Origin of the sequence: Carnobacterium sp. FSL E2-0243, from assembly GCF_038003605.1 — a bacterium.
Classification (GTDB): domain Bacteria; phylum Bacillota; class Bacilli; order Lactobacillales; family Carnobacteriaceae; genus Carnobacterium; species Carnobacterium maltaromaticum.
On record NZ_JBBOPM010000001.1, the window covers coordinates 21,882 to 42,793 of the forward strand.

General features: G+C 33.8%; 15 protein-coding genes and 1 tRNA gene. 12 read left to right on the forward strand and 4 right to left on the reverse strand.

Features of this window, described 5'->3' with window-relative positions; translation table 11 throughout:
* Positions 1-18 precede the first annotated feature (18 nt).
* From MHI00_RS00095 to MHI00_RS00120, 6 genes are all read left to right on the forward strand, one after another.
* Positions 19-1,971: a DUF5011 domain-containing protein gene (locus tag MHI00_RS00095; RefSeq protein WP_332629768.1), complete on the forward strand. Its 1,953-nt coding sequence runs from the start codon at positions 19-21 to the stop codon at positions 1,969-1,971.
* A gap of 47 nt (positions 1,972-2,018) precedes the next feature.
* Positions 2,019-3,890: an immunoglobulin-like domain-containing protein gene (locus tag MHI00_RS00100; protein WP_341109960.1), complete on the forward strand. Its 1,872-nt coding sequence runs from the start codon at positions 2,019-2,021 to the stop codon at positions 3,888-3,890.
* An 81-nt stretch (positions 3,891-3,971) separates the two neighbouring features.
* A complete protein-coding gene (locus MHI00_RS00105) occupies positions 3,972-8,252 on the forward strand; it encodes a MucBP domain-containing protein (protein ID WP_341109961.1) in 4,281 nt (1,426 codons plus the stop codon).
* 183 nt (positions 8,253-8,435) lie between these two features.
* The gene (locus MHI00_RS00110) at positions 8,436-8,678 is read left to right on the forward strand and encodes a hypothetical protein (RefSeq protein ID WP_010052377.1); all 243 of its coding nucleotides are present in this window, start codon (positions 8,436-8,438) and stop codon (positions 8,676-8,678) included.
* Positions 8,679-8,882: 204 nt separating this feature from the next.
* The gene (dnaB, locus tag MHI00_RS00115) at positions 8,883-10,271 is read left to right on the forward strand and encodes a replicative DNA helicase (protein WP_010052379.1); all 1,389 of its coding nucleotides are present in this window, start codon (positions 8,883-8,885) and stop codon (positions 10,269-10,271) included.
* Positions 10,272-10,509: 238 nt separating this feature from the next.
* Positions 10,510-11,802 carry an adenylosuccinate synthase gene (locus tag MHI00_RS00120; protein WP_010052381.1) on the forward strand — a complete coding sequence of 431 codons (1,293 nt, stop codon included), beginning with the start codon at positions 10,510-10,512 and terminating at the stop codon, positions 11,800-11,802.
* 45 nt (positions 11,803-11,847) lie between these two features.
* On the opposite strand, the gene MHI00_RS00125 is transcribed toward MHI00_RS00120, so the two are convergent.
* The 3 genes from MHI00_RS00125 to MHI00_RS00135 are packed head-to-tail and all read right to left on the reverse strand — an operon-like array spanning position 11,848 to position 14,084.
* Positions 11,848-12,546 (reverse strand): response regulator, encoded by a 699-nt coding sequence (locus MHI00_RS00125; RefSeq protein ID WP_229251510.1) that lies wholly within the window; start codon positions 12,544-12,546, stop codon positions 11,848-11,850.
* 2 nt (positions 12,547-12,548) lie between these two features.
* Complete coding sequence (locus MHI00_RS00130) at positions 12,549-13,427, reverse strand: sensor histidine kinase (RefSeq protein WP_341109970.1); 879 nt, start codon at positions 13,425-13,427, stop codon at positions 12,549-12,551.
* Between the two features lie 6 nt (positions 13,428-13,433).
* Positions 13,434-14,084, reverse strand: coding sequence for a hypothetical protein (locus tag MHI00_RS00135; protein ID WP_341109971.1), 651 nt, complete (start codon positions 14,082-14,084; stop codon positions 13,434-13,436).
* 224 nt (positions 14,085-14,308) lie between these two features.
* Between MHI00_RS00135 and MHI00_RS00140 the strand changes: the two genes are divergently transcribed.
* The 3 genes from MHI00_RS00140 (at position 14,309) to MHI00_RS00150 (ending at position 17,093) form a co-directional block, all read left to right on the forward strand.
* Positions 14,309-15,646, forward strand: a complete 1,338-nt coding sequence (locus tag MHI00_RS00140) for a 2-hydroxycarboxylate transporter family protein (RefSeq protein ID WP_201734355.1) — start codon at positions 14,309-14,311, stop codon at positions 15,644-15,646.
* A 51-nt stretch (positions 15,647-15,697) separates the two neighbouring features.
* Complete coding sequence (locus MHI00_RS00145; protein ID WP_035064908.1) at positions 15,698-16,852, forward strand: NAD(P)-dependent malic enzyme; 1,155 nt, start codon at positions 15,698-15,700, stop codon at positions 16,850-16,852.
* Between the two features lie 168 nt (positions 16,853-17,020).
* Positions 17,021-17,093, forward strand: a tRNA-Lys gene (locus tag MHI00_RS00150).
* Positions 17,094-17,188: 95 nt separating this feature from the next.
* On the opposite strand, the gene MHI00_RS00155 is transcribed toward MHI00_RS00150, so the two are convergent.
* A complete protein-coding gene (locus MHI00_RS00155; RefSeq protein WP_332629780.1) occupies positions 17,189-17,470 on the reverse strand; it encodes a hypothetical protein in 282 nt (93 codons plus the stop codon).
* A 663-nt stretch (positions 17,471-18,133) separates the two neighbouring features.
* Between MHI00_RS00155 and MHI00_RS00160 the strand changes: the two genes are divergently transcribed.
* From MHI00_RS00160 to MHI00_RS00170, 3 genes are all read left to right on the forward strand, one after another.
* Positions 18,134-18,658, forward strand: coding sequence for a hypothetical protein (locus MHI00_RS00160; RefSeq protein WP_341109978.1), 525 nt, complete (start codon positions 18,134-18,136; stop codon positions 18,656-18,658).
* A gap of 14 nt (positions 18,659-18,672) precedes the next feature.
* Positions 18,673-18,849 (forward strand): hypothetical protein, encoded by a 177-nt coding sequence (locus MHI00_RS00165; protein ID WP_157454400.1) that lies wholly within the window; start codon positions 18,673-18,675, stop codon positions 18,847-18,849.
* A gap of 1,184 nt (positions 18,850-20,033) precedes the next feature.
* Positions 20,034-20,906: an Rgg/GadR/MutR family transcriptional regulator gene (locus MHI00_RS00170; protein ID WP_135027009.1), complete on the forward strand. Its 873-nt coding sequence runs from the start codon at positions 20,034-20,036 to the stop codon at positions 20,904-20,906.
* The last annotated feature ends 6 nt before the right edge of the window (positions 20,907-20,912 follow it).

A 20,912-nucleotide genomic window follows, 5' to 3' on the forward strand; every position in this document is an offset into this window, starting at 1 on the left:
ATTTTAGGAGGAAAAAAAATGAATAAAAAAATGAAATTTATTGGAATGAGTGCCGCTGTTTTATTAGCTATCTCGCCAGTTGTAACACCAATTTTAGGAGTAAGTTCGGCAGTTGTTTATGCAGATTCAAGTTATGACGCAATTTTAAGAAATGCTTTGAAAGCATCTGTTAGAGTAAATGGTTGGAACAACCGTGTAGACCCAGCCGATACGCCAGTGGTAGATAAGAATCTAAAACAGGGTTTAATGGAGCTAGTAAATAGTGGTGCAAAAAATACAATCTATACAGGTGAAGAGACTAATGTATTCTTCACACAAATTTTTACAAAAGTAATAGCAAAAGAGAAAAAATTGAAAGAAATTTTAGGGGCAGCCGGTGAAAATTCAGAAGCCCAGTTCCTTGTAAATGGTAAGTCTGATGTAACGTTGGATGACTTATCAAGTTCTGTATTAACATTGACAGTTAAAGTATTTGGAACGGATGGGAAAACTGCAGAGGCAGATATTACACTAAACACAGATGCTCCTGAAATTGCACTTAAAGAAGGCATTTCTTTAACTAGATTCGTAGGTGAAGAAGATGGGTATATAGATTTTGTTAATCAGACAAGTGAGTTTATTGAACTAACAAATGCAGATGATTCTTGGTCAATTTTAGAGGGTTCTACAAATAAAAAAACTATGCCATCTAAAGAAGGAATAAAAGGAGAAGGATTTATTGATGATGAGGGTGTCTATCTTAAAGCTGGTTCATACACTCAATTAGTTACAGTAACATTAATGAATAGTGAGACTGAATTGCGTGAAAAAAGAACGATTTCTGTCACAGTTAATGTTATCCCAGATCATTATGATGAATCAGAGTTTGAATTTCAAGAATTGAATGGAAATAGCTCGTTTAAATCAGGGTCAACTATTTTGAATGCAAAACTTGGGAGCATGGATATTAGTGCAGATGGAAAACGTTTATCTGAGATGTTAATCCAAAATAATCCTGATTATTTTAATTTTGATTCAAAGTTAATAAATCGAGCTCAGTTAGATGAGGATCTTAAAACTCGTTTTCTAGAACTATTCCGCATATGGGCAGAAGAGGGTGTTGTAGAGTTTGATACCAGACCACAAGATAAATTACGTTTAAGTGTAGATTCTTCAAATATTGATTTTTCAAAAGAAAACAGCATGGCACTAGTTCCATTTACCTATGTAACCGAATTTGGGAAAACGATAACAGTAACACTAGAATTATTGATTAAACAGCCCAATTATCCGATTATTGAGTTCAACACAAACCAAGATATGACAATCAATGTTGGAACACCTTTTAATTTATATGATTTTAAAGCGTATCAAGATAGTGCGGCTAATCTTTTAACAAACCGTGTTTCAATTAGTGGTAGTGTGAATACATCAAAAGTTGGTACGTATGAATTAACGTATTCTGTCGTTAATAAATATAATTTAAAAACAACCCTTATTCGTACGATTAATGTAGTGGATCCTAATGGTTCACCAAATAACAAACCAACTATTACAAGTTTAGAAACAGTTGGCTATGTTAAGTATGTAGCAGGATATGGAATTCGAGTTTGGAGTACACCAGATGGCAACGGAAGCAATCAGTATTTACCTCATGGCACGGCTTGGAAAATTGATCAAAAAGCTACATTCAAGGATGGTTCGATTTGGTATCGTGTCGGTAAAGATCAATGGGTAGATGGCTCATATATTAAATTTACTCCAGTATCTTCACCAGGTATGAAGGAATTAAAAGGTGTTGGAACGATTAATTATGTTCAAGGCTACAGTGTCAATGTTTATCGCGGAGCAGAAGCATCTGGAGAAAATTGGACAGGAAATCAATTAAAACATGGAACTAAATGGCGTGTTTATGGTGAAAAGGATGGTTTTTATAATTTAGGCGGAGACCAATGGATTTCAACTAAATATATGTCTTTCCAAAAAGATTAAAACATTTTTAGCTAACTATATATCCACAAAGGAGATTGTAAAATAAAATGAATAAATTAAAATATGTTACATTAAATGCAGTATTAATCTTGGGATTATTACCTGTAGCTTCAACGATTGCTGCGGTGGAGACTGTCCATGCAGATGAGTTAAGTGCAACAACACGCCAAAATAGCGGAATGGCTAGTTTACTGGACGATAAATTAAAGCGCGAAGCTTCAATTAGTATCGATGACTTAAATGGCCATGCAAGTGTTTTAGCTGATATTGTAAATCAAGAAAGTAACGAAGCGATTATCTCAGGTTATCCAGCTGGGCCTAAAAATGTAGCTTTAGCTGCACTATTTAAGGCGATTTTAAAAGTAGACGATTCTAGCTTTACTCTTCAATCATTAACTAATCAAATTAGTCGAGGTCAATTAGTAATTAATGGTAAAACAGCTATTACTGCAGAAGAAATTAAATCTTCTGAGCGTTTGATCATTGAATTCAAACTATTTAGTCTAGGTTCAACAGCTCCTTCAATTAGTCAACCTGTAACGTTAAATGTAAAACATTATTCTGCTGTAAATCCTGATTTGGTTAAAAAGGTAACGGAAGTTTATAATGTCAGAGGAGATTTAAAAGTGAAAGATCCCGAGGGTCTAGAAATCACTGATTACACAATTAAAATTGCGGGAACGAATACAGAACTTATGTCTGATGCTAAACCAGGATATTTAATTGAGGCAGGTCTGATTGATGCCGGAACTGGAAAGTTTATTAACGAAGGAAGCTATGTTGAAAAATTTGATATTTATGTTGGTGACTTGCTAGTTAAAGCGAATGTTGAACGTACTTTAGAAATTAGTATTGGAGATGCCCAACCCTCTTTTGAAATTAGAGGCGGTAAGTATGATTCAGGTTCAACAATTACAAACACATCTCATTTTTTAACTCCTATAGAAGGGGATAGCGTTGATTCATTAGAAGCATCCATTAAACGTGTTGTACTTGATAACATAAAAGTATCTGATATGAATGTGAATGTATCAGCCACGAGTGATTATAGTGCATTAACTGCTGAAAATTCAGTTATAGAAGCACCGGTAGTCTTTGATTTAAGTAAAACAGCAACCTATAAAGTAAAAGTAACCTATAAAAAATCAGGCTCTAACATTACGTCTGTAATAACAGTTCCGGTTATAGTTAAAGCAGCAACTGCACCTGTAATTCGTTTTACACAAGGTCAAAATCTAACAATTCCAGTTGGAACTAGTTTTGATTTAGCTAAGAATATTAAAGTTTATGAAAATAAGATTGCGACAGTAGAAGGACAGAATGTTGTTTGGAAAGTTGACGGAGCAATTGATACTGCAACGCCAGGCGTCTATCGCTTACGTTACATTGCAACCAATCCTAAAGGTCTTTCAACAGAGTTAACTCGTATTATTACAGTTGAAGGCAAAGCCACTGAAAAACCAACTATTGAAAAATTTGTAAGTGTTGGTTACGTGAATTATGTACCTGGCTATGGAATTCGTGTTTGGGGTGAACCACAAAGCAATGGATCAGATCGTGTCTTAGCACATGGAACAGCTTGGAAAATTGATCAAAAAGCGACGATGAAAGATGGTTCAGTTTGGTATCGAGTTGGAACAAATCAATGGGTCGATGCCCAATATGTTTCGTTAACACCAATTAATGAAGCGAATGAAGAAAATGTCAGTGGTGTTGCAACCATTAATTATGTAGAGGGATATAGTGTCAATGTGTATTCTTCACCAGCCAGTTCATCAGCGTCATGGACAGGTAAACAATTAAAGCATGGGACAAAATGGCTAACGTACAAACGTGCAACTGTAAACGGAAAAACTTTCTATAACCTAGGTGGAAGCCAATGGGTAGATAGTCAATATATTACGTTTTCAGCAAATTAATCAAGTTTTTTAATCTAACTAGTGGACAAAATTTATTTTGTTCACTAGTTAAAATTATATTTAAAGGGAGGAACTAAGCCAATGAATACAAAAAAAAGTAATATTTCAATGAACTTTTTGTTGATCGGTATTCTTTTTTATTTAGCTTTACTGGCACCAACAGCATCGGCTGCACCAATTGCAACGGAGGGATTGATTGATGTTGGAGAAGATTTACAACTTTCCTATTATTTTGGAAAGAAGCCAGGAAATGTAGAGATTGAGCCGAATCGTGTGCAAGTAGCTAATGTGAATTTTTTAACTAAAGGGAAACGAGTGGAACACCTATATCAAAACGGAAGTAATAAAGGAACGATTTCGATAGGATTTAACGGGGCAAATAGTTATGTAGATCCGACTAATATTACTGTCCGCTCAATTACTGGAGGTGGCATTAATTCAGCTATTACGGCAACTTATACTGCTAATTATGCTGGAAATCAGTTTGAAATCACTTCAACCTTAACGCCAAGAGGAAATAATATTATCGTTTCAGATACTATTAAAAATATTTCTGGTAAGGACTTAAAAAATGTCTGGATTGCTAGAAGCTATGACACGATGTTGGATGGCAATGATGCTGTACCTGTAAAATATTTAGGGTCAAATAATGGTCTTTATATTGCTCAGAATGATTCTAAATTGTCTTATAATTTTCATATGCCAATCGGACCAGAAGGTTGGGCGGCAGATCAATATAATAGACAAATTGTTCCAGCTGTCTTTAGTACCCCAACAAACCTTGGTCAAGCTTCTTTAAATAAACCAGCGGGTGATATTGCCTTTAGTAATGGAGATTCTGGAATCTTTATGAAGTGGTCTCCTAAAGATTTTCCTAAAGATAGTTCTAGAGAAATCGGGTATATTGTAGGAGTGACACCAGAAAATGTTGATGCTCCTGAAGTAACTGTTGCGAGAGAAAGTTTTGAATATTTGGGTGGAGATTATGATTTAAGAGGGACTGTTTTATCAAAAGATCCTTCAGTTACAGATATGAAGATGTACTATCAAGTTGATCGCGAAAGTCCTAAAGAATTTAAAAATGTAGCGAATAGTCCTTTAGGTTCAGCTCTTAGTTGGAGTACGGTTATTCCTGAATCAGAATTGACTGGTGGATATCCAAAACAAATTAGTGTTTATGCGATTGATTCTAATGGTTATTATTCAGATGCTAAAACCGTCGATTTAACTGAGCCAAAAAGTCAGCCAGTGACTGTTAAGTATCTCAATCAAGAAGGAAAGTTATTAAAAGAGACTAAGATAACCGGGCGATACGGTGAATCTTACGAGGCGGAAGTTCTTGATTTTCCTAATTACACAGTAGAGAATCAACCAGAAAATAGCATAGGAACCATTTCTAATAAACCTCAAGAAGTTGTTATTAAATATGTCGGTCAGTATGTTGGTGAAACCAATGGAAAAGTGACTGCAAGATACGTAAATCAAAATGGGAAGGAGATTGCAGATGCGGTTACAGCATCTGGAAATGGCCTTTTTGGTAGCCCTTATACAACAGAACAAAAAGACATAGAGCATTATGAATTTGTTGGAATAGATGCTGAAGGAGCCACAAAAAATGGTTTTTATACAGATAGTATTCAAACAGTTACCTTTATCTATCAAGGCAAAAATCTTGGAGAAAAAGGTAAAATTACGGTAGAATATCAAAATCAAGAAGGTAAGCTATTAGGTGAAGATTTTATTATAGGAAGATATGGTGATTCCTATGATGTTTCTGAAAAATTATTAAAAGAATTTAGATATTACACAAGAGATCCTTTGCCAAACAACTCTAAAGGAACCATTACGGATCAGCCACAAAAGGTGATTATTACCTATACAGGTGAACCATTTGGAAATAGTAGCGGGAAAGTTACAGTTAAATATATAAATCAAAATGGGGATGAAATAGCCGATGCAATACAGGCTAATGGAAGTGGCCTTTTTGGTGGCTCATATACAACCGAGCAAAAAAAGATTCCTAATTATGAATTTAAGGAAGTTGATTCTAGTAACTCTGGTGCAACTGGATTTTATACAGAAAGCCCGCAAACGGTTATTTATAAATATCAAGGCAAGGAAGTTGGCGAAACTGGTAAAATTACTGTGGAGTACCGTAATCAAGAAGGCAAGTTATTAGATCAAGTCTTTATAACAGGAAGATATGGAGATATCTATGATGTTTCTCTCAATCATTTAAAAGAATTTGATTATTATACAAGAGATACTTTGCCAACAAATGCTAAAGGGACAATTAATAACCAGCCACAAACGGTTATTGTAACGTATACAGGCAAGCAAGTCGGTAATGCGCAAGGAAAAGTTAAAGCTAAATATATTAATCAAGAAGGCCTAGAAATTTCAACTGAGGAAGATGCGACAGGAAGTGGTCTTTTTGGTAGTCCATATACAACCGAACAAAAAGAGATTCCTAATTATGAATTTAAAGAAATTGATTCTAGTGGTGCGAAACAAACAGGCGTTTATAAAGAAACACCCCAAATGGTCGTTTATAAATACAAAGGAAAATCTGTAGGTGAAAATGGCAAAATTACAATTGAGTATCGTAATCAAGTTGGGGCTTTGTTAGGAACAGAATTTATTATAGGAAGTTATGGAGATAAGTACGATATTGAGAGGGATAATGACGGAGCCTTAGTAAAAAACTTTGATCATTATACTATTAACAGCTTACCTGAAAATAAAAAAGGTTTAGTTTCTAATGAACCACAATTAATTACCGTGACTTATACAGGTGAATTAGTTGGAGAGGATAAAGGGAAAGTTACTGCAACATATGTAAATCAAGCAGGAGAAGTACTTTCGGAAGCAACTAATGCTAGTGGTGATGGTCGATTTGGTAGTCCGTATACGACAGAACAAAAAGAGATTGCCAATTATGACTTTACTGGCGTAGGTCCCACTGGTGCACCACAAAATGGAACATATAGTATGAAACCACAAACCGTTATTTTTAAATATACGGGTCAAAAAGGTGGAAATATAATAGTCAAGTATGTGAATCAAAGTAACAAAGAGTTGAAAACAGAAGTGTTGAAAGGAAATGTTGGCAACGCCGCGACAATTAATCCGCCAACAACTGGACTATTTTCAAATTATAATTTAATACCAAATCAAAATTTAGTGGCTACATTTAGTCCAGAAGAACAAGTTATTACAGTTAACTATGATGGGAAACCAGCGAAACCGCTAACTGTAAAACATCTTGGTACTGATGGGTATGTATTTTCTAGTGAGGTTATTGCAAATAAAAAATATGGGGATAGTTACCAATTAGAACCAAGTGAACAAGATGGTTACTCTTTTGATCGAGTTGTTGGTAACAAAAATGGTACCTATTCAAATGAAAATCAACAGGTCACATTTTACTATAAAAAAATTCTAGTACAAACAGGAACTATAACTGTTAAGTATCTTGAAGTAAACACAGGAAAAGTGCTAGCTCCTTCAATTAAGTTAACGGGGGTAGTTGGAGATGGTTATTCAACAATAGCAAAAGGAATTAAAGGGTATGTTACTCCAACTGATCAATCGGGTACGTTCCAAGAAGGTTTTAAAGATGTAATTTATGAGTATGCTAAAGAACCGATATTAGGAGCTAATATAACGGTGAAATATGTAGATAAATATGGTAAAGCCATTAAAGTTCTTGGGCAAAAAATTATTCCTGGAGGAATTATTGGTACTCAAGTACCTGTTGAGGTAGTAACACCTACTTTAGGGTATCGTATTATATCTTCAAAACCAGATCAAACTAGTTTGAAATATCAAGCTTATAAACAAGTGATAACTTGTACAGTTGCAATGGGACTCACAACGTCAGGCCGTGCTGAAGTTAGAAAAGCTGCTCCATCATCTTCAGGTGCAACGATTCGTTATGTAAATGATTCTGATCCTGAAAATGCATCTGAAATAACACCATCACTTTCAGTTTCTGGATTTGTTGGGGAAAATATCTGGCAACCAAATTATTTACCTGAATTCATAGAAGACTATGAGTTAGTTTCAGATATTGAAAGCTTTAATACAGAACTATTTGGTGACGAGAGTAAGATAATCAACGTAGTTTATCATTTTTCTCCTACGACAGACATGAAAAAAGAAGTTAAAATTAAAATTGTAGATGCATCTGGCGATCTACTTAAGACAGTAACGCAAGTAGTCACAGTAGGAGAGGCTTATACTATTGAGGTTCCTGTGATAGAAGGCTATAACTATCAAGAAGATACTAGTATAAACTTAACTGGAACTTGGGAAGATGGTATGCCAGAAGAATACACTTTAACGTATGATTTAATTTAGTAATGAGTCAATATAATTATTGGGGCTGGAATAGCTAGATTCCAGCCTCAATAATTATTTCTAGATTAGCTTAATCTAAAAATAATTATTCATTCTAAAAAATAGCACATAGCAATAAGTTAATTTAAGTAGTTGTTAACGTTAAACGAAAGCTCTCACTAGTTTCAACGAGGAGGAGGAAAAATGAAAATTGAAGATAATTGGACAGATGTCGAGATAGTCAATGTAGAATTTTTAGGTTTTAATAATGAAGTCTATTCTAGAACAATGATTGTACCAAGCGGACATAGCGAAGATGAGATTAAAATAATGTTAGTGGAAGAGTTTCCGCCTGTTAAAAAGTATCTCGCAATTGATTTTTCTGAGGAAGGTTTTTATTATAAAGGAAACTATTTTACAACGAGTTGTAGCTGTGTGGATGAATAAGGTTGATTTACATAGTAAGTGGAAGGAAATAAGTCTTGGTAAAAGAACTCTTAGAGGGAGTTCTTTTTTTGTAGATTTTAATCGACTCTCTAATAATTGAATGATTGTATAAAGGGAATATTTGCGGTAAAATAGTAGAACTGAAAGAAATTCAGACAAGACGTTCCAGCGGATGGAAATGAGCTTATGAAAGGAAGATAAAAATTGGCAAATGAAGCTTTTCAAGATCGATTACCCCCTCAAAGTATTGAGGCCGAGCAAGCCGTTTTAGGTGCTATTTTTCTTGATCCGGAAACGGTTGTAGGCGCATTAGAGTTCTTAGAGCCACAAGATTTTTATCGTCGTGGGCATCAATTAATTTTCCAAACTATGTTGGATTTAAACGACCGTAATGAAGCAATAGATATTGTAACAGTGATGAACAACTTAGAAAGCCAAAATCAATTAGAAGACGTGGGTGGTATGTCTTATTTGGCTGAATTGGCTGTAGCTGTTCCAACAGCTGCGAATATGGAACATTATGCTAAAATTATTGAAGGAAAATCTATTTTACGAAAATTAATTCATACTGCAACAGATATTGTGACACAAGGATTTGAAGAAGGAGAAGAGTTAAGCGCGATTTTAGATCAAGCTGAGCGTAGTATTCTTGAAGTCTCAGAAAGACGAAATAGCAACGGTTTTTTAGCGATTTCGGACGTGCTTAATAGTTCGATAGCAAAAATAGATCAGTTGTATCAAAATGATGAAGAGATAACGGGTTTGCCAACTGGTTATCAAGCATTAGACCAAATGACTGCGGGTTTGCAAAAAGAAGAATTAATTATTCTTGCCGCTCGTCCAGCGGTTGGTAAAACGGCATTTGCTTTGAATATTGCTCAGAATATTGGAACAAAAACAGATGAAACCGTAGCAATCTTCAGTCTGGAAATGGGTGCCGAATCATTGGTTAACCGGATGCTTTGTGCGGAAGGCAATATTGATGCGAGTCATTTACGAACTGGGAATTTGAACGAAGAAGAATGGCAAAATCTAATTGTGGCAATGGGGAGCTTATCTAAAGCTAGTATCTATATTGATGATACAGCTGGGATTCGAATTGCTGAAATTCGAGCAAAATGTCGACGTTTAGCGCAAGAAAAAGGCGGAATCGGCCTAATTTTAATTGATTATTTACAATTAATTGAAGGTAGCGGAAAAGAAAGTCGTCAACAAGAAGTATCAGAAATATCGCGCCAATTAAAGAAATTAGCTAAGGAATTAAAAGTACCTGTGATTGCACTGTCTCAGTTATCACGGGGTGTTGAGCAACGCCAAGATAAACGTCCTGTAATGAGTGATATTCGTGAATCAGGTTCGATTGAGCAAGATGCGGATATAGTTGCTTTTCTTTATCGTGATGATTATTATGATCGTGGCGAAGACGGGGATGATGATGACCGCGATAGTGACCGTGATGAAGCTGGGGAAGATAACATTATAGAAGTTATTATCGAAAAAAACCGGAGTGGTGCTCGTGGGACAGTTAAATTGTTATTTGTGAAAGAATACAATAAATTTACTTCGATTTCTTACCGACCAGAACCGATGTAAAAGGATATCAAAAGCTTTTCTTCTGAAATTAAGAAGAAAGGCTTTTTTTGAGAAACAGAGTTCAATGTTCGTGTTTTTACCTTTAAAAAAATGATAAATAAAATAATGTTCGTGAATTTATGAAAAAATTATGATAAAAAAAAGAAATATTCGTTTTTAAGTTGAAACCCATTAGATAAACTGCTAAAATTAGATGGTATTTGTTATTGATACTAAAAAAAATTAATGAGGTGTTCATATGTCTTCAGTAGTAGTTGTGGGTACACAATGGGGCGATGAAGGAAAAGGCAAGATTACAGATTTTTTAAGTGAAAACGCAGAAGTGATTGCGCGTTATCAAGGTGGCGACAATGCCGGTCACACAATCAAATTTGATGGCGTAACATACAAATTGCATTTAATTCCATCTGGTATTTTCTATAAAGAAAAAATCAGTGTTATCGGAAATGGTGTAGTTGTAAATCCAAAATCATTAATTACTGAATTGGCTTATTTGAAAGATAAAGAAATCAATACGGATAATTTACGAATTTCTGATCGTGCACATGTGATTTTACCATATCATATTAAATTAGATCAATTACAAGAGGATTCCAAAGGTGATCAAAAAATTGGAACAACTATTAAAGGGATTGGTCCAGCTTATATGGACAAAGCCGCTCGTGTAGGAATTCGAATCGCTGATCTATTAGATAAAGAAATTTTCGAAGAACGTTTACGCATTAACTTAGAAGAAAAAAATCGCCAATTTGTTAAAATGTTTGATTCTACAGAACTTAAATTTGACGATATTTTCGAAGAATATTATCAATATGGCCAAGAATTAAAACAATATGTCTGCGATACTTCAGTTATCTTAAATGATGCATTAGATGCTGGTAAACGTGTTTTATTTGAAGGCGCTCAAGGCGTGATGTTAGATATCGATCAAGGTACGTATCCATTTGTAACATCATCAAACCCTGTCGCTGGTGGAGTGACTATCGGTAGTGGTGTTGGTCCATCTAAAATCGATAAAGTTGTTGGTGTATGTAAAGCTTATACTAGTCGTGTTGGAGATGGTCCTTTCCCAACTGAATTATTTGATGAAGTTGGAAACCAAATTCGCGAAGTTGGTAAAGAATACGGTACAACAACAGGTCGTCCACGTCGTGTTGGTTGGTTTGATACTGTAGTTATGCGCCATGCAAAACGTGTATCTGGAATTACAAACTTATCTCTAAATTCAATTGATGTCCTAAGCGGTTTAGAAACTGTTAAAATTTGTACATCTTATGAGCGAAATGGTGAGAAAATTTTCCATTATCCAGCAAGCTTGAAAGAATTGGCAGAATGTACACCAATTTACGAAGAATTGCCAGGTTGGAGTGAAGATATCACTGGTTGCCGTACGTTAGAAGACTTGCCGCAAAATGCTCGTAACTATGTGCACCGTGTTTCTGAACTAGTTGGCGTTCGTATCTCAACATTCTCTGTTGGCCCTGATCGTAATCAAACCAACGTTTTAGAAAGTGTTTGGGCACAAATTTAACTTAAAAAAGTATGGCTAAATTTTTATATTTAGTCATACTTTTTTTTATTTATCAAAATTTTCTATTAAATAGTAGACACTCGTTGGTCGCCCGACAGTTCCATATTCTAAACGCATTTCTATTTGCTGCGTACTTTCCAAATAATGTAAGTATTTTCGAACAGAAACATGGGAAAGTTCCGTAGCTTGGGTAATATCTGAAACAGTAAATCCAGCTTTTTGTTGCTGAATCAAGCTGACGATTAAGTCTAAAGTTGTTTGAGTTAAGCCTTTTTCTAATTTATTTTCCATCTCTATTTCAGAAATACTTAAAGGGTCAGAATGATGAAGAGAATCAATTTCTTTTTGTGTCAGCACGGAATTTGACGACAGAAGTAGCTGGTTTTGTTGAAATAATTCGATACTCTGCTTAAAGCGCTTAAATTGAAACGGTTTTAAGATATAATCTGTTACCCCATAATGCTTACTAATACGAAGCGCTTCTTGCTGACTCGCAGCCGTAATCATAATAATTTCAGCCGGATACTCACGCTTACGCCAAGTCTTTAATAAGTCCAATCCATTTCCACTTTTTAAATGAATATCAACTAAAATTAGATCATAGAAAAATTGACTCGTTAATTGAATAGCGTGTTCGTAACTATCCGCCGTACCCGCGACTATAAAATTCGGTATTTTTTGTAGGTAGCGTTGATTAATAGATAGCACCATTGGATCATCCTCCACAATTAAAACACGAAACATAATTATAACAACTCCTCCGAATAGGCAACACTAAATGTGATTTTCAGCCAATTTTTATTTTTCTCAATGTTCATCTGACCATTAGCCCTCAACAATATTTTTTTGAAATAAGCCCCTTCAATTTCATTTAGAAGGTTGGATTGAAGCCGTGTATCTAACTCTAGTTCATAAGTTGTTTGCAAGTGTTGATTCCAAAAACCGAAGCGAATTTGTAATTTTTCAGCCAATTCATGTTCTAAGATAAACTGGTTCAAGACTCTAATTAAACTCATCCAGTAGTGAGCTGCATTTTGTTGGTCGGTAACTGGGATATCAGGGTAGACTTCAATCATAAATGGGCTATTTTTTTCAGAAAACTTACTGCGTTCCCCAATTAAAAAACCAGCAATGACAGGATTATGCACGAGATAAACCATACGTTGAGCAAATTCTTGCTCTGGTTCAAGAATTTTTTCTAAATATTCCATCAGTTGCTCATAGTCTTCCAAATCGGTTAGTCCATAAATGACATGTAGCTTATTTAAAAAATTATGAGATTGTGCTTGTAAGGTTGTGGCATAAGCTGTTGTATTAAATAGACGATCTGTTAATAAATGTAATTCAGTGGCATCACGGATGATGAAAATCTGACCGATAATTTTTTTTCGAACAATAATAGGAGCACTTGAAACTAGGTAATCAAGTCCGTTTGTATGATAGAGTTTATCAATAGATTCATCAGAGATTGCTGTAGTGTTGGGTAAAAAATCTTGAATTGAGCTCCCAACGATGATTTCTTTTTCAGAAATTAAGCTAAATATTCTCTGAGCTTCAAAGTTAGCTAAACTAATTGTATTTTCTTTATCTGTCACGACAATGGCATCTTTCGTATAATCTAGCATAGCATTTCATTCTTCTAATAAACGGGCAATTTCTTTTGGTTCTAAATCATACATTTGTTTCTTTAAGGTATAAGCTGTGAAAATCGCTGCACCTAATCCAAAGCTAAAGGCGATAATTAAGCTAAGGGTGAGAGGTTTCATTGTTTCTTGTGAAATCAATTTAATTGTTGCTGTTTTTACACCTAAAGCAATGACCCCAATTTCAGTATTGTCAGAAGAAAAAACAGGTACAAAAGCTCTTAGAGATGGGCCTAAAGTTCCTTCTGCAATTGAGGTAGATTCTACACCTTTTAAAGCTGATTCTTCATCGCCACCTTGGAAAGCTTGATTAATTTTAGTTGGATCAGGGTGTGTCAGCCGAATATGATCCATTGTCATAACGACAACAAAATCTAAATCATAATTTGTTTTCATTTGATTGGCGTATTCTTGTAACTCAGAAGAAGTCTTTTTTTGCTCTAAGGATTGATGAACAAGAGGATATTCTGAGATAGTTCGGGCCACTTTAAGTAAATGGATTTCTTCATTTTTTTTAACAGATTTAGTAATTTGTTGATTGAGTAAGATATATGACGTAATTAAGGTGACGATAACTGTCATTAAAACCATTAGAGTTAATTTCATCCAAAGTCGCTGACCTTTTCGCGGTGTCTTCATTATTTGTGAAACTCCTTCGAATTAATATAGAGAAAAGTGCCATTTTTATAAGGAATAAATGCAAATATAAGTTCTGATTTTATTATAACATAGCTTGGTTTAACGCTTTCAATTTAAAGTAATTAAACAACACTTAAATTAGTTAAATAATCTATTTATCTTTCTTCACAAACTTTATACTAAAAGCAGTTAAAGAAAGCGCTTTATATAGAAGGAGGAAGATGATGAGAGTTGCAAACGAAGAGGTAAAAAAAGTTAGTGAAGTTCCAAAAACATGGGTAGAAAAAATCAAGACAGCAAAGGTGGGAGCCATACCTCTACCCGCCTACTTGGGAATGGCATTTGTCATTTTATTATCTGCCTATTTTGAGGAGTTACCCGTTAATATGCTTGGTGGTTTTGCTATTATTTTAAGTTTAGGTTGGTTATTAGGTGGAATTGGTGGCAGTATTCCTGGATTAAAAAACTTTGGAGGAGCAGCCATTTTTTCATTGATGATTCCATCTATACTCGTTTTTTTCAATTTTTTTAATACGAATACATTGGAAGCAACGGATATGTTAATGAAACAGGCTAATTTTCTTTACTTTTATATTGCCTGCTTAGTTTGTGGGAGTATTTTAGGAATGCATCGCAAAATCTTAGTTCAGGGGTTAATGCGCATGATAATTCCGATGGCTTGTGGTATGATTTTAGCATTAGTAGTAGGTACTGCAATTGGAACGTTACTAGGTTTAGGTTTTGAGCATACATTATTTTACATTGTGACCCCAGTTATCTCAGGAGGGATTGGTGAGGGTATTTTACCCCTTTCCTTAGGGTATAGTGCTATTACGGGGATTCCTAGCGAACAACTTGTGGGTCAATTGATTCCAGCGACAATTATTGGAAATTTCTTTGCGATTATTAGTTCAGGTTTTTTAAACCGTTTGGGTGAAAAGAAACCAGATAAATGTGGTCAAGGACAGTTAGTAAAATTAAATGCGGATGATGATGATATGGCTGAAGCGATGAAGGAAGATAAGAGTCCATTGGATGTTAAATTAATGGGTGCAGGTGTTTTAGTAGCGTGTACTTTATTTATAGCTGGTGGTTTATTGCAAAAATTCACAGGTTTCCCAGGCCCTGTTTTAATGATTTTGGTGGCAGCATTGCTTAAATATTTAAGTATTTTACCAGGAGATATTGAAAAAGGTTCAAAACAATTATACAAATTTGTTTCTGCTAACTTTACATTCCCACTAATGGTTGGTTTAGGAATGTTATATATCCCTTTGAAGGATGTTGTGGGTATGTTATCTTGGCAATATTTTGTTGTTGTGATTTCAGTTGTTTTAACGGTAGTCTTAACAGGTTACTTTGTTGGTGGTAAAATGAACATGTATCCAATTGAAGCAGCAATTATAACTGCTTGTCAAAGTGGAATGGGTGGAACTGGGGATGTAGCTATTTTATCAGCCTCTAATCGCATGAACTTAATGCCTTTTGCCCAAGTTGCGACACGTTTAGGCGGAGCGATAACCGTTATTTCAATGACAGCTTTGATGCGATTTTTCTTTTAGAAATTAGAAATAATCATAAAAAATGATAAATGGAGAGCGAGAGTGTAGAAGATGACAGATGTAAAAGCAAAAGCATTAGCGATTAGTAAAGAAAAAGGCGGAAAATTAGAAGTGGTTCCGACAGTTCCGATTGAAACAATGGAAGATTTGAGTATCGCGTATACTCCAGGTGTAGCAGCTGTTTGTACAGCTATTGCTGAAAATCCAGAAAAAGTATTTGATTATACGACTAAACGCAATATGGTTGCGGTTGTGACAGATGGCTCAGCTGTTTTAGGTTTAGGAAATATCGGACCTGAAGCTGCTATTCCGGTAATGGAAGGGAAAGCAGCCCTGTTCAAACGTTTTGGGAATGTAAATGCCGTTCCTATTTCTTTAGCAACTCAAGATGTAGAAGAAATTATTTCTCATATTGTAGCCATTTCGCCTTCTTTTGGTGGGATTAATTTAGAAGATATTAGCGCACCGCGCTGTTTTGAAATTGAGCGTCGTTTAAAAGAGCAATTAGATATTCCCGTTTTCCATGATGATCAGCATGGAACAGCGATTATTGTTTTAGCTGCACTTTATAATGGTTTACGTTTGACAGGGAAGAAAATCGATGAGATTCATGCAGTTATTAATGGTGGTGGAGCAGCAGGAATTGCGATTAGTAAGATGTTTTTGGCTGCTGGAGTAAAAAATTTAATGATTGTTGATAAGACTGGAATTATCTCGGCAACGGATGAAAATTTACCGACGCATCATGCTGAGATGGCAAAAATCACCAATTTAGAACACCGGACAGGGAGTTTAGAAGAAGCCTTAAAAGGAGCAGATGTTTTCGTTGGTGTATCAGCTCCGGGGGCCTTAAAACAAGAATGGGTTCGTCATATGAATGACAAAGCAATGGTTTTTGCAATGGCAAATCCAACTCCTGAGATTTTCCCAGATGAAGCGAAAGCTGGAGGCGCCTATATCGTTGGGACAGGCCGGAGCGATTTTCCTAATCAAATTAATAATGTATTGGCATTTCCTGGGATTTTCCGTGGAGCATTGGATGCTCGTGCGAGTGATATCACAATTGAGATGCAGATTGCAGCAGCTCAAGGGATCGCAAGTGTCGTAACGGATGAACAATTAGCGCCAGATTACATTATGCCAGATGTATTTACACCGGGTGTAGCAGATATTGTAGCGAATAGTGTACGTAAGGCTGTAAAATAGCAGTAACTTTTTGATAAGAGGCTAGTAGAATAGTTTGTTCTGCTAGTTTTTTTAATTGGAAAATTTATTTTACCATTCGTTAGAAATAATGATAGCGTTCAATATTTTATTGCATAATCAACCCATAAGTGGTAAACTAATTCCTGTAATGAGTTTTTATTCATGCATGGGTTGTTAGCTCAGTTGGTAGAGCAGCAGACTCTTAATCTGCGGGTCGTGGGTTCGATCCCCCCACAACCCATTAACTAAATTGAAGGCATATCAAGGACTTAGCGGTTTATTGATATGCTTATTTTTTTTTGAAAAAATTTGAGATTGCAGAAGATTGCAGAAAACCTAAAAATCGGTATCAAATTTATCACTCGTTTCTTGTTGTTTATTTGGGTATAAATGCCCATATGTGTCTATTGTTGTAGTTATTGAAGCATTCCCTAGCCGTTCTTTTATGATAACTGGTTCTTCTCCCTTATCAATAATATAAGCGACATGAGAATGTCTAAAATCATGCAGCCTAATATTATCCATAGGTCTATCACCTCTGTTACATATCTTCTTTATTTGTCGATAAAAAAACTCGTCTAGCTGATATTTTGGAATACTGAAAAATATAAATTTCATTTTCGTTATAATCCACACCTAAATTCTCTAAAATGATTTTTTGCTTATTTTTCCATTCAAGAAGTGCTTCAAAAAGTTTTTGATTTAATGTAACTCTCCATATCTTATAGAGTGTTTAACTTATTATAAAACATAAGATAGATAATACTTGTTCTGTGGTTGAAAAGAAAAAAAGAGAGTATTCAATATCAAATACAATAAAAATTTTGGTAATCAATGTTACTACAGTATTGAAAAAACTAAACTAATCACAAACTGATTAAAATATTATGGAAAAATAGACAAGCATATGAAAAAAATCCATATAAACAAACGATTTGATATACAAAAAGCATACATCTCTTGCCTCATATATTTGGTATGTAACTATTAATTACGAAGAAATTTTTTATTTAAAAAAGTCTTTTATATACAATTTTGTACTATAAAGATTGTAATTTATTGGTATATATAATTAAAAAGCTATAAATTAATATTTTTTAGATTTTGGTTAGCATTGTTTATTGACAAAAAATATATGTATATGTAAAATAATAATTATCTAGGCAATTAAAAATAAAATAATTCTTATATAAAAATAAAAAAGGGATTAAATTACTGAAAAAAGTATTAGTATTAATTTCAAGTATTCTATTATTTGTTTCTACAGTCCCACTGTCTACAGTGTCAGCATCAGAGGATTTTACTCAAGAAAACTCTCTTATCTTAAATGAAAGAGAAAGTGATACACAAGAAAATGGCATAGAAAATCCACTTTCTATGGTAGAAGCGTATAATAAATATCTTGTTGAAACTGATGGGATATTTACTTTAGATCCATTGGCAGAAAATTTAGTTTCTAGTAATGACTATAGAATTATGGTTGAGACTATCGCAACACTTAATTCTGTATCTTCGGGTGATGGTAATACAGGTGCTCGAACAAAAAGAGCTGCTCCTTCTATGACAGTCCATACTGTTACATTAAGCAATCAACAAGCTAAAGATTGGGCTTATACATTATCTAGAGCTGGTAGTACAACTTCATTAGTAGCATCATTAGCTTCTTTAGGAGTTCCCGCAGCAGCTTTAGTAGCTTTAGGTGGTGCTATGGCAACAGGTATTGGTTCTCAAATATCTCATAAAAATAATGGTAAAGGTGTTATTATCTATTTTAGATTAAACGGTATTCAAATAAATAGTAGATAAGCGGGGGATAATACATGAATAAATTCATCAAATATCCAACATTAGTTAGTATTTTATGTACTTTGCTTTTGGTTTATAAAATATGGAGTAATTATAATTTCCAACTAGCTTATACAGTATTTGATTATGTGTGGATTTTATTGATTGCGCTCTTATTAATTTTTTCAATAATTAAAATAGTAAAAAAATAAAAGTTAAGAAAATAGTATTTTGAATAGCAACAGAAAAAGAAAAATTAATTAGTACAATTAGCTTTTCTTTTTTTGTTATTTACTTTTAGTTTTTAGTTGCATAAATATCGTATAAACTGGTTAAAATAGTATGGGAAATAGACATTTATATGAAATAATCCATGTAAAAAAGCGGTTTGATACGCAAAATTCATACCTCTGATGCCTCTTAATCTGCGGGTCGTGGGTTCGATCCCTCACAACCCATCTTATCAAAGACCTTAAGGTTAATTGATAGGTCTATTTTGGGGGGATTTGGTTATAGAAGGTCCGCGTTTTTATTTGGGTACCGTGGATATCGATATTATTATCTAATTGTAGAAATGTACTAAAAACGAATTAAGCTAGCATAGAATATAAGTTTCTATACATAAACTACCCCATTAAATAAAAGAATTAAGAGTTAAAAATTAGAAGCTATAAATTTTTATAGCTTCTAATTTTTTTAGTTAAACTTGAAGTTTTCATTTATTTTTTTATTGACCACGCAGTATCATAAAAATCAATTGATTCAACAACAACGGAATGATTAAAAGTTTCTGTAAAAAAATTTTCTATTACACTTTTATCCCAATCATCAGTCAATGAAATCAAGCGTTGGTGCCTGTACTGAGTATCTAGAGATATAAACACAATGGAGTAAATATATCGATCGTTGAAGCAGTTGTCAATAATTCCCATAAATTACCTTGTATATTCATGTTAATATACATTTTCCTTTCCTAAAATTGTTTTTAAAACTGGTAATAAGCTGAAACAGAAGTTAAAAATATTTTTATTGGGGGTAGTTTTTGTGAATAGATTTTTTAAGAAAAAAGTCTTTCTATGGCAAGAAAATTTACGCCATATATCTTTCTGAAAGAAGTCTGTTTTGGACTGAATTCTTATGTTTAAGTAACCGTTTGAAAAAATGTTAGATACACTAAAGAGTAAATTATTTAGTTAAAAAGAAAAGGAGCTCTTACTTTAAACATCATCTAAGCTTGAAATTTTAAATAAGGAGTTATTTATTGTATTGAATCGAGTGCTTTTTTCAGATATAGTTAAGTCGGATATAGTTGAATTCTCACTCTGTAATTATATTATAGTCTTTATCAGGACCGTATATATATATTCTTTAATATATTACAAAGTGAGGTTAAGTTATGAGTACAAAATTGCAAAATGATGGGCATGAAGTATACGGTGAGTTAATCAGAAAAATTAGATTAGACAAAAGACAGAGTCTAGAGGAAATTTCTGAGGGAATTATGTCTTATTCGTTGTTATCTAAGTTTGAGCGCGGTGAAACGATGTTAACAATTGATAAATTTTTCAAGATTTTAGATAAACTTAATATAGGCTTTGATGAATTTGAATTAATGTTAAATGGTTATCAAGACAACCCTGTAAAAATGTTCTTTAGTATTATTAAATATTATTACAAAAATAAAGATGTTTGTAAATTGAAAGAAAAAATGACAGCTGAAATGAAAGAATTTAAATTGAGTGGAGACAAAAAAAATAAACTGAACTATATCGTTATTTATATATTATTAGATAGCTTAGAGGAAGAGGAAGAAGTTCCTCAAGCTTATTTGACTGAATTGAGCGATTACTTATTTTCTATTGAAGATTGGACTCAATATGAACTTTTGTTGTATAGTCATGCAATTGAAAAACTAAATATACAGATTGTATTGTTATTTTCTAAAGAATTATTGGGTAAATTAGAAATATATACAGAAAATATTGAGTTGAAGAAAATTGTGATTAAGGCCATTTTAAATACAATTTTAAAGTGTTTAAAATATGGTTTTTTAGAAGATGCTCATTTTTTTATGGAGGCGATTGAAAAAGTTTTGACAGATGATTTTTTGTGGGAAAAGAGTATTTTATATTATATCAAAGGACGTTATTATATGTTGATTGGGGACGAATCAACAGGAAAATTCATGATGGATGAAGCTTTAAATATAATGAAGCATTTTGATGATACACAAATTGAAGACTATGTGAAAGGTTTTTTTATCATATAATACAAA

Bases quoted from the DNA above. Each gene is read 5' to 3' on its own strand.
- MHI00_RS00140 (WP_201734355.1), top strand. From the start codon at position 14,309: ATGAGAGTTGCAAACGAAGAGGTAAAAAAAGTTAGTGAAGTTCCAAAA.
- MHI00_RS00170 (WP_135027009.1), top strand. From the start codon at position 20,034: ATGAGTACAAAATTGCAAAATGATGGGCATGAAGTATACGGTGAGTTA.
- MHI00_RS00145 (WP_035064908.1), top strand. From the start codon at position 15,698: ATGACAGATGTAAAAGCAAAAGCATTAGCGATTAGTAAAGAAAAAGGC.
- MHI00_RS00110 (WP_010052377.1), top strand. From the start codon at position 8,436: ATGAAAATTGAAGATAATTGGACAGATGTCGAGATAGTCAATGTAGAA.
- MHI00_RS00165 (WP_157454400.1), top strand. From the start codon at position 18,673: ATGAATAAATTCATCAAATATCCAACATTAGTTAGTATTTTATGTACT.
- MHI00_RS00105 (WP_341109961.1), top strand. From the start codon at position 3,972: ATGAATACAAAAAAAAGTAATATTTCAATGAACTTTTTGTTGATCGGT.
- MHI00_RS00155 (WP_332629780.1), bottom strand. From the start codon at position 17,470: ATGAAATTTATATTTTTCAGTATTCCAAAATATCAGCTAGACGAGTTT.
- MHI00_RS00095 (WP_332629768.1), top strand. From the start codon at position 19: ATGAATAAAAAAATGAAATTTATTGGAATGAGTGCCGCTGTTTTATTA.
- MHI00_RS00120 (WP_010052381.1), top strand. From the start codon at position 10,510: ATGTCTTCAGTAGTAGTTGTGGGTACACAATGGGGCGATGAAGGAAAA.
- MHI00_RS00135 (WP_341109971.1), bottom strand. From the start codon at position 14,084: ATGAAGACACCGCGAAAAGGTCAGCGACTTTGGATGAAATTAACTCTA.
- MHI00_RS00125 (WP_229251510.1), bottom strand. From the start codon at position 12,546: ATGTTTCGTGTTTTAATTGTGGAGGATGATCCAATGGTGCTATCTATT.
- MHI00_RS00130 (WP_341109970.1), bottom strand. From the start codon at position 13,427: ATGCTAGATTATACGAAAGATGCCATTGTCGTGACAGATAAAGAAAAT.
- MHI00_RS00100 (WP_341109960.1), top strand. From the start codon at position 2,019: ATGAATAAATTAAAATATGTTACATTAAATGCAGTATTAATCTTGGGA.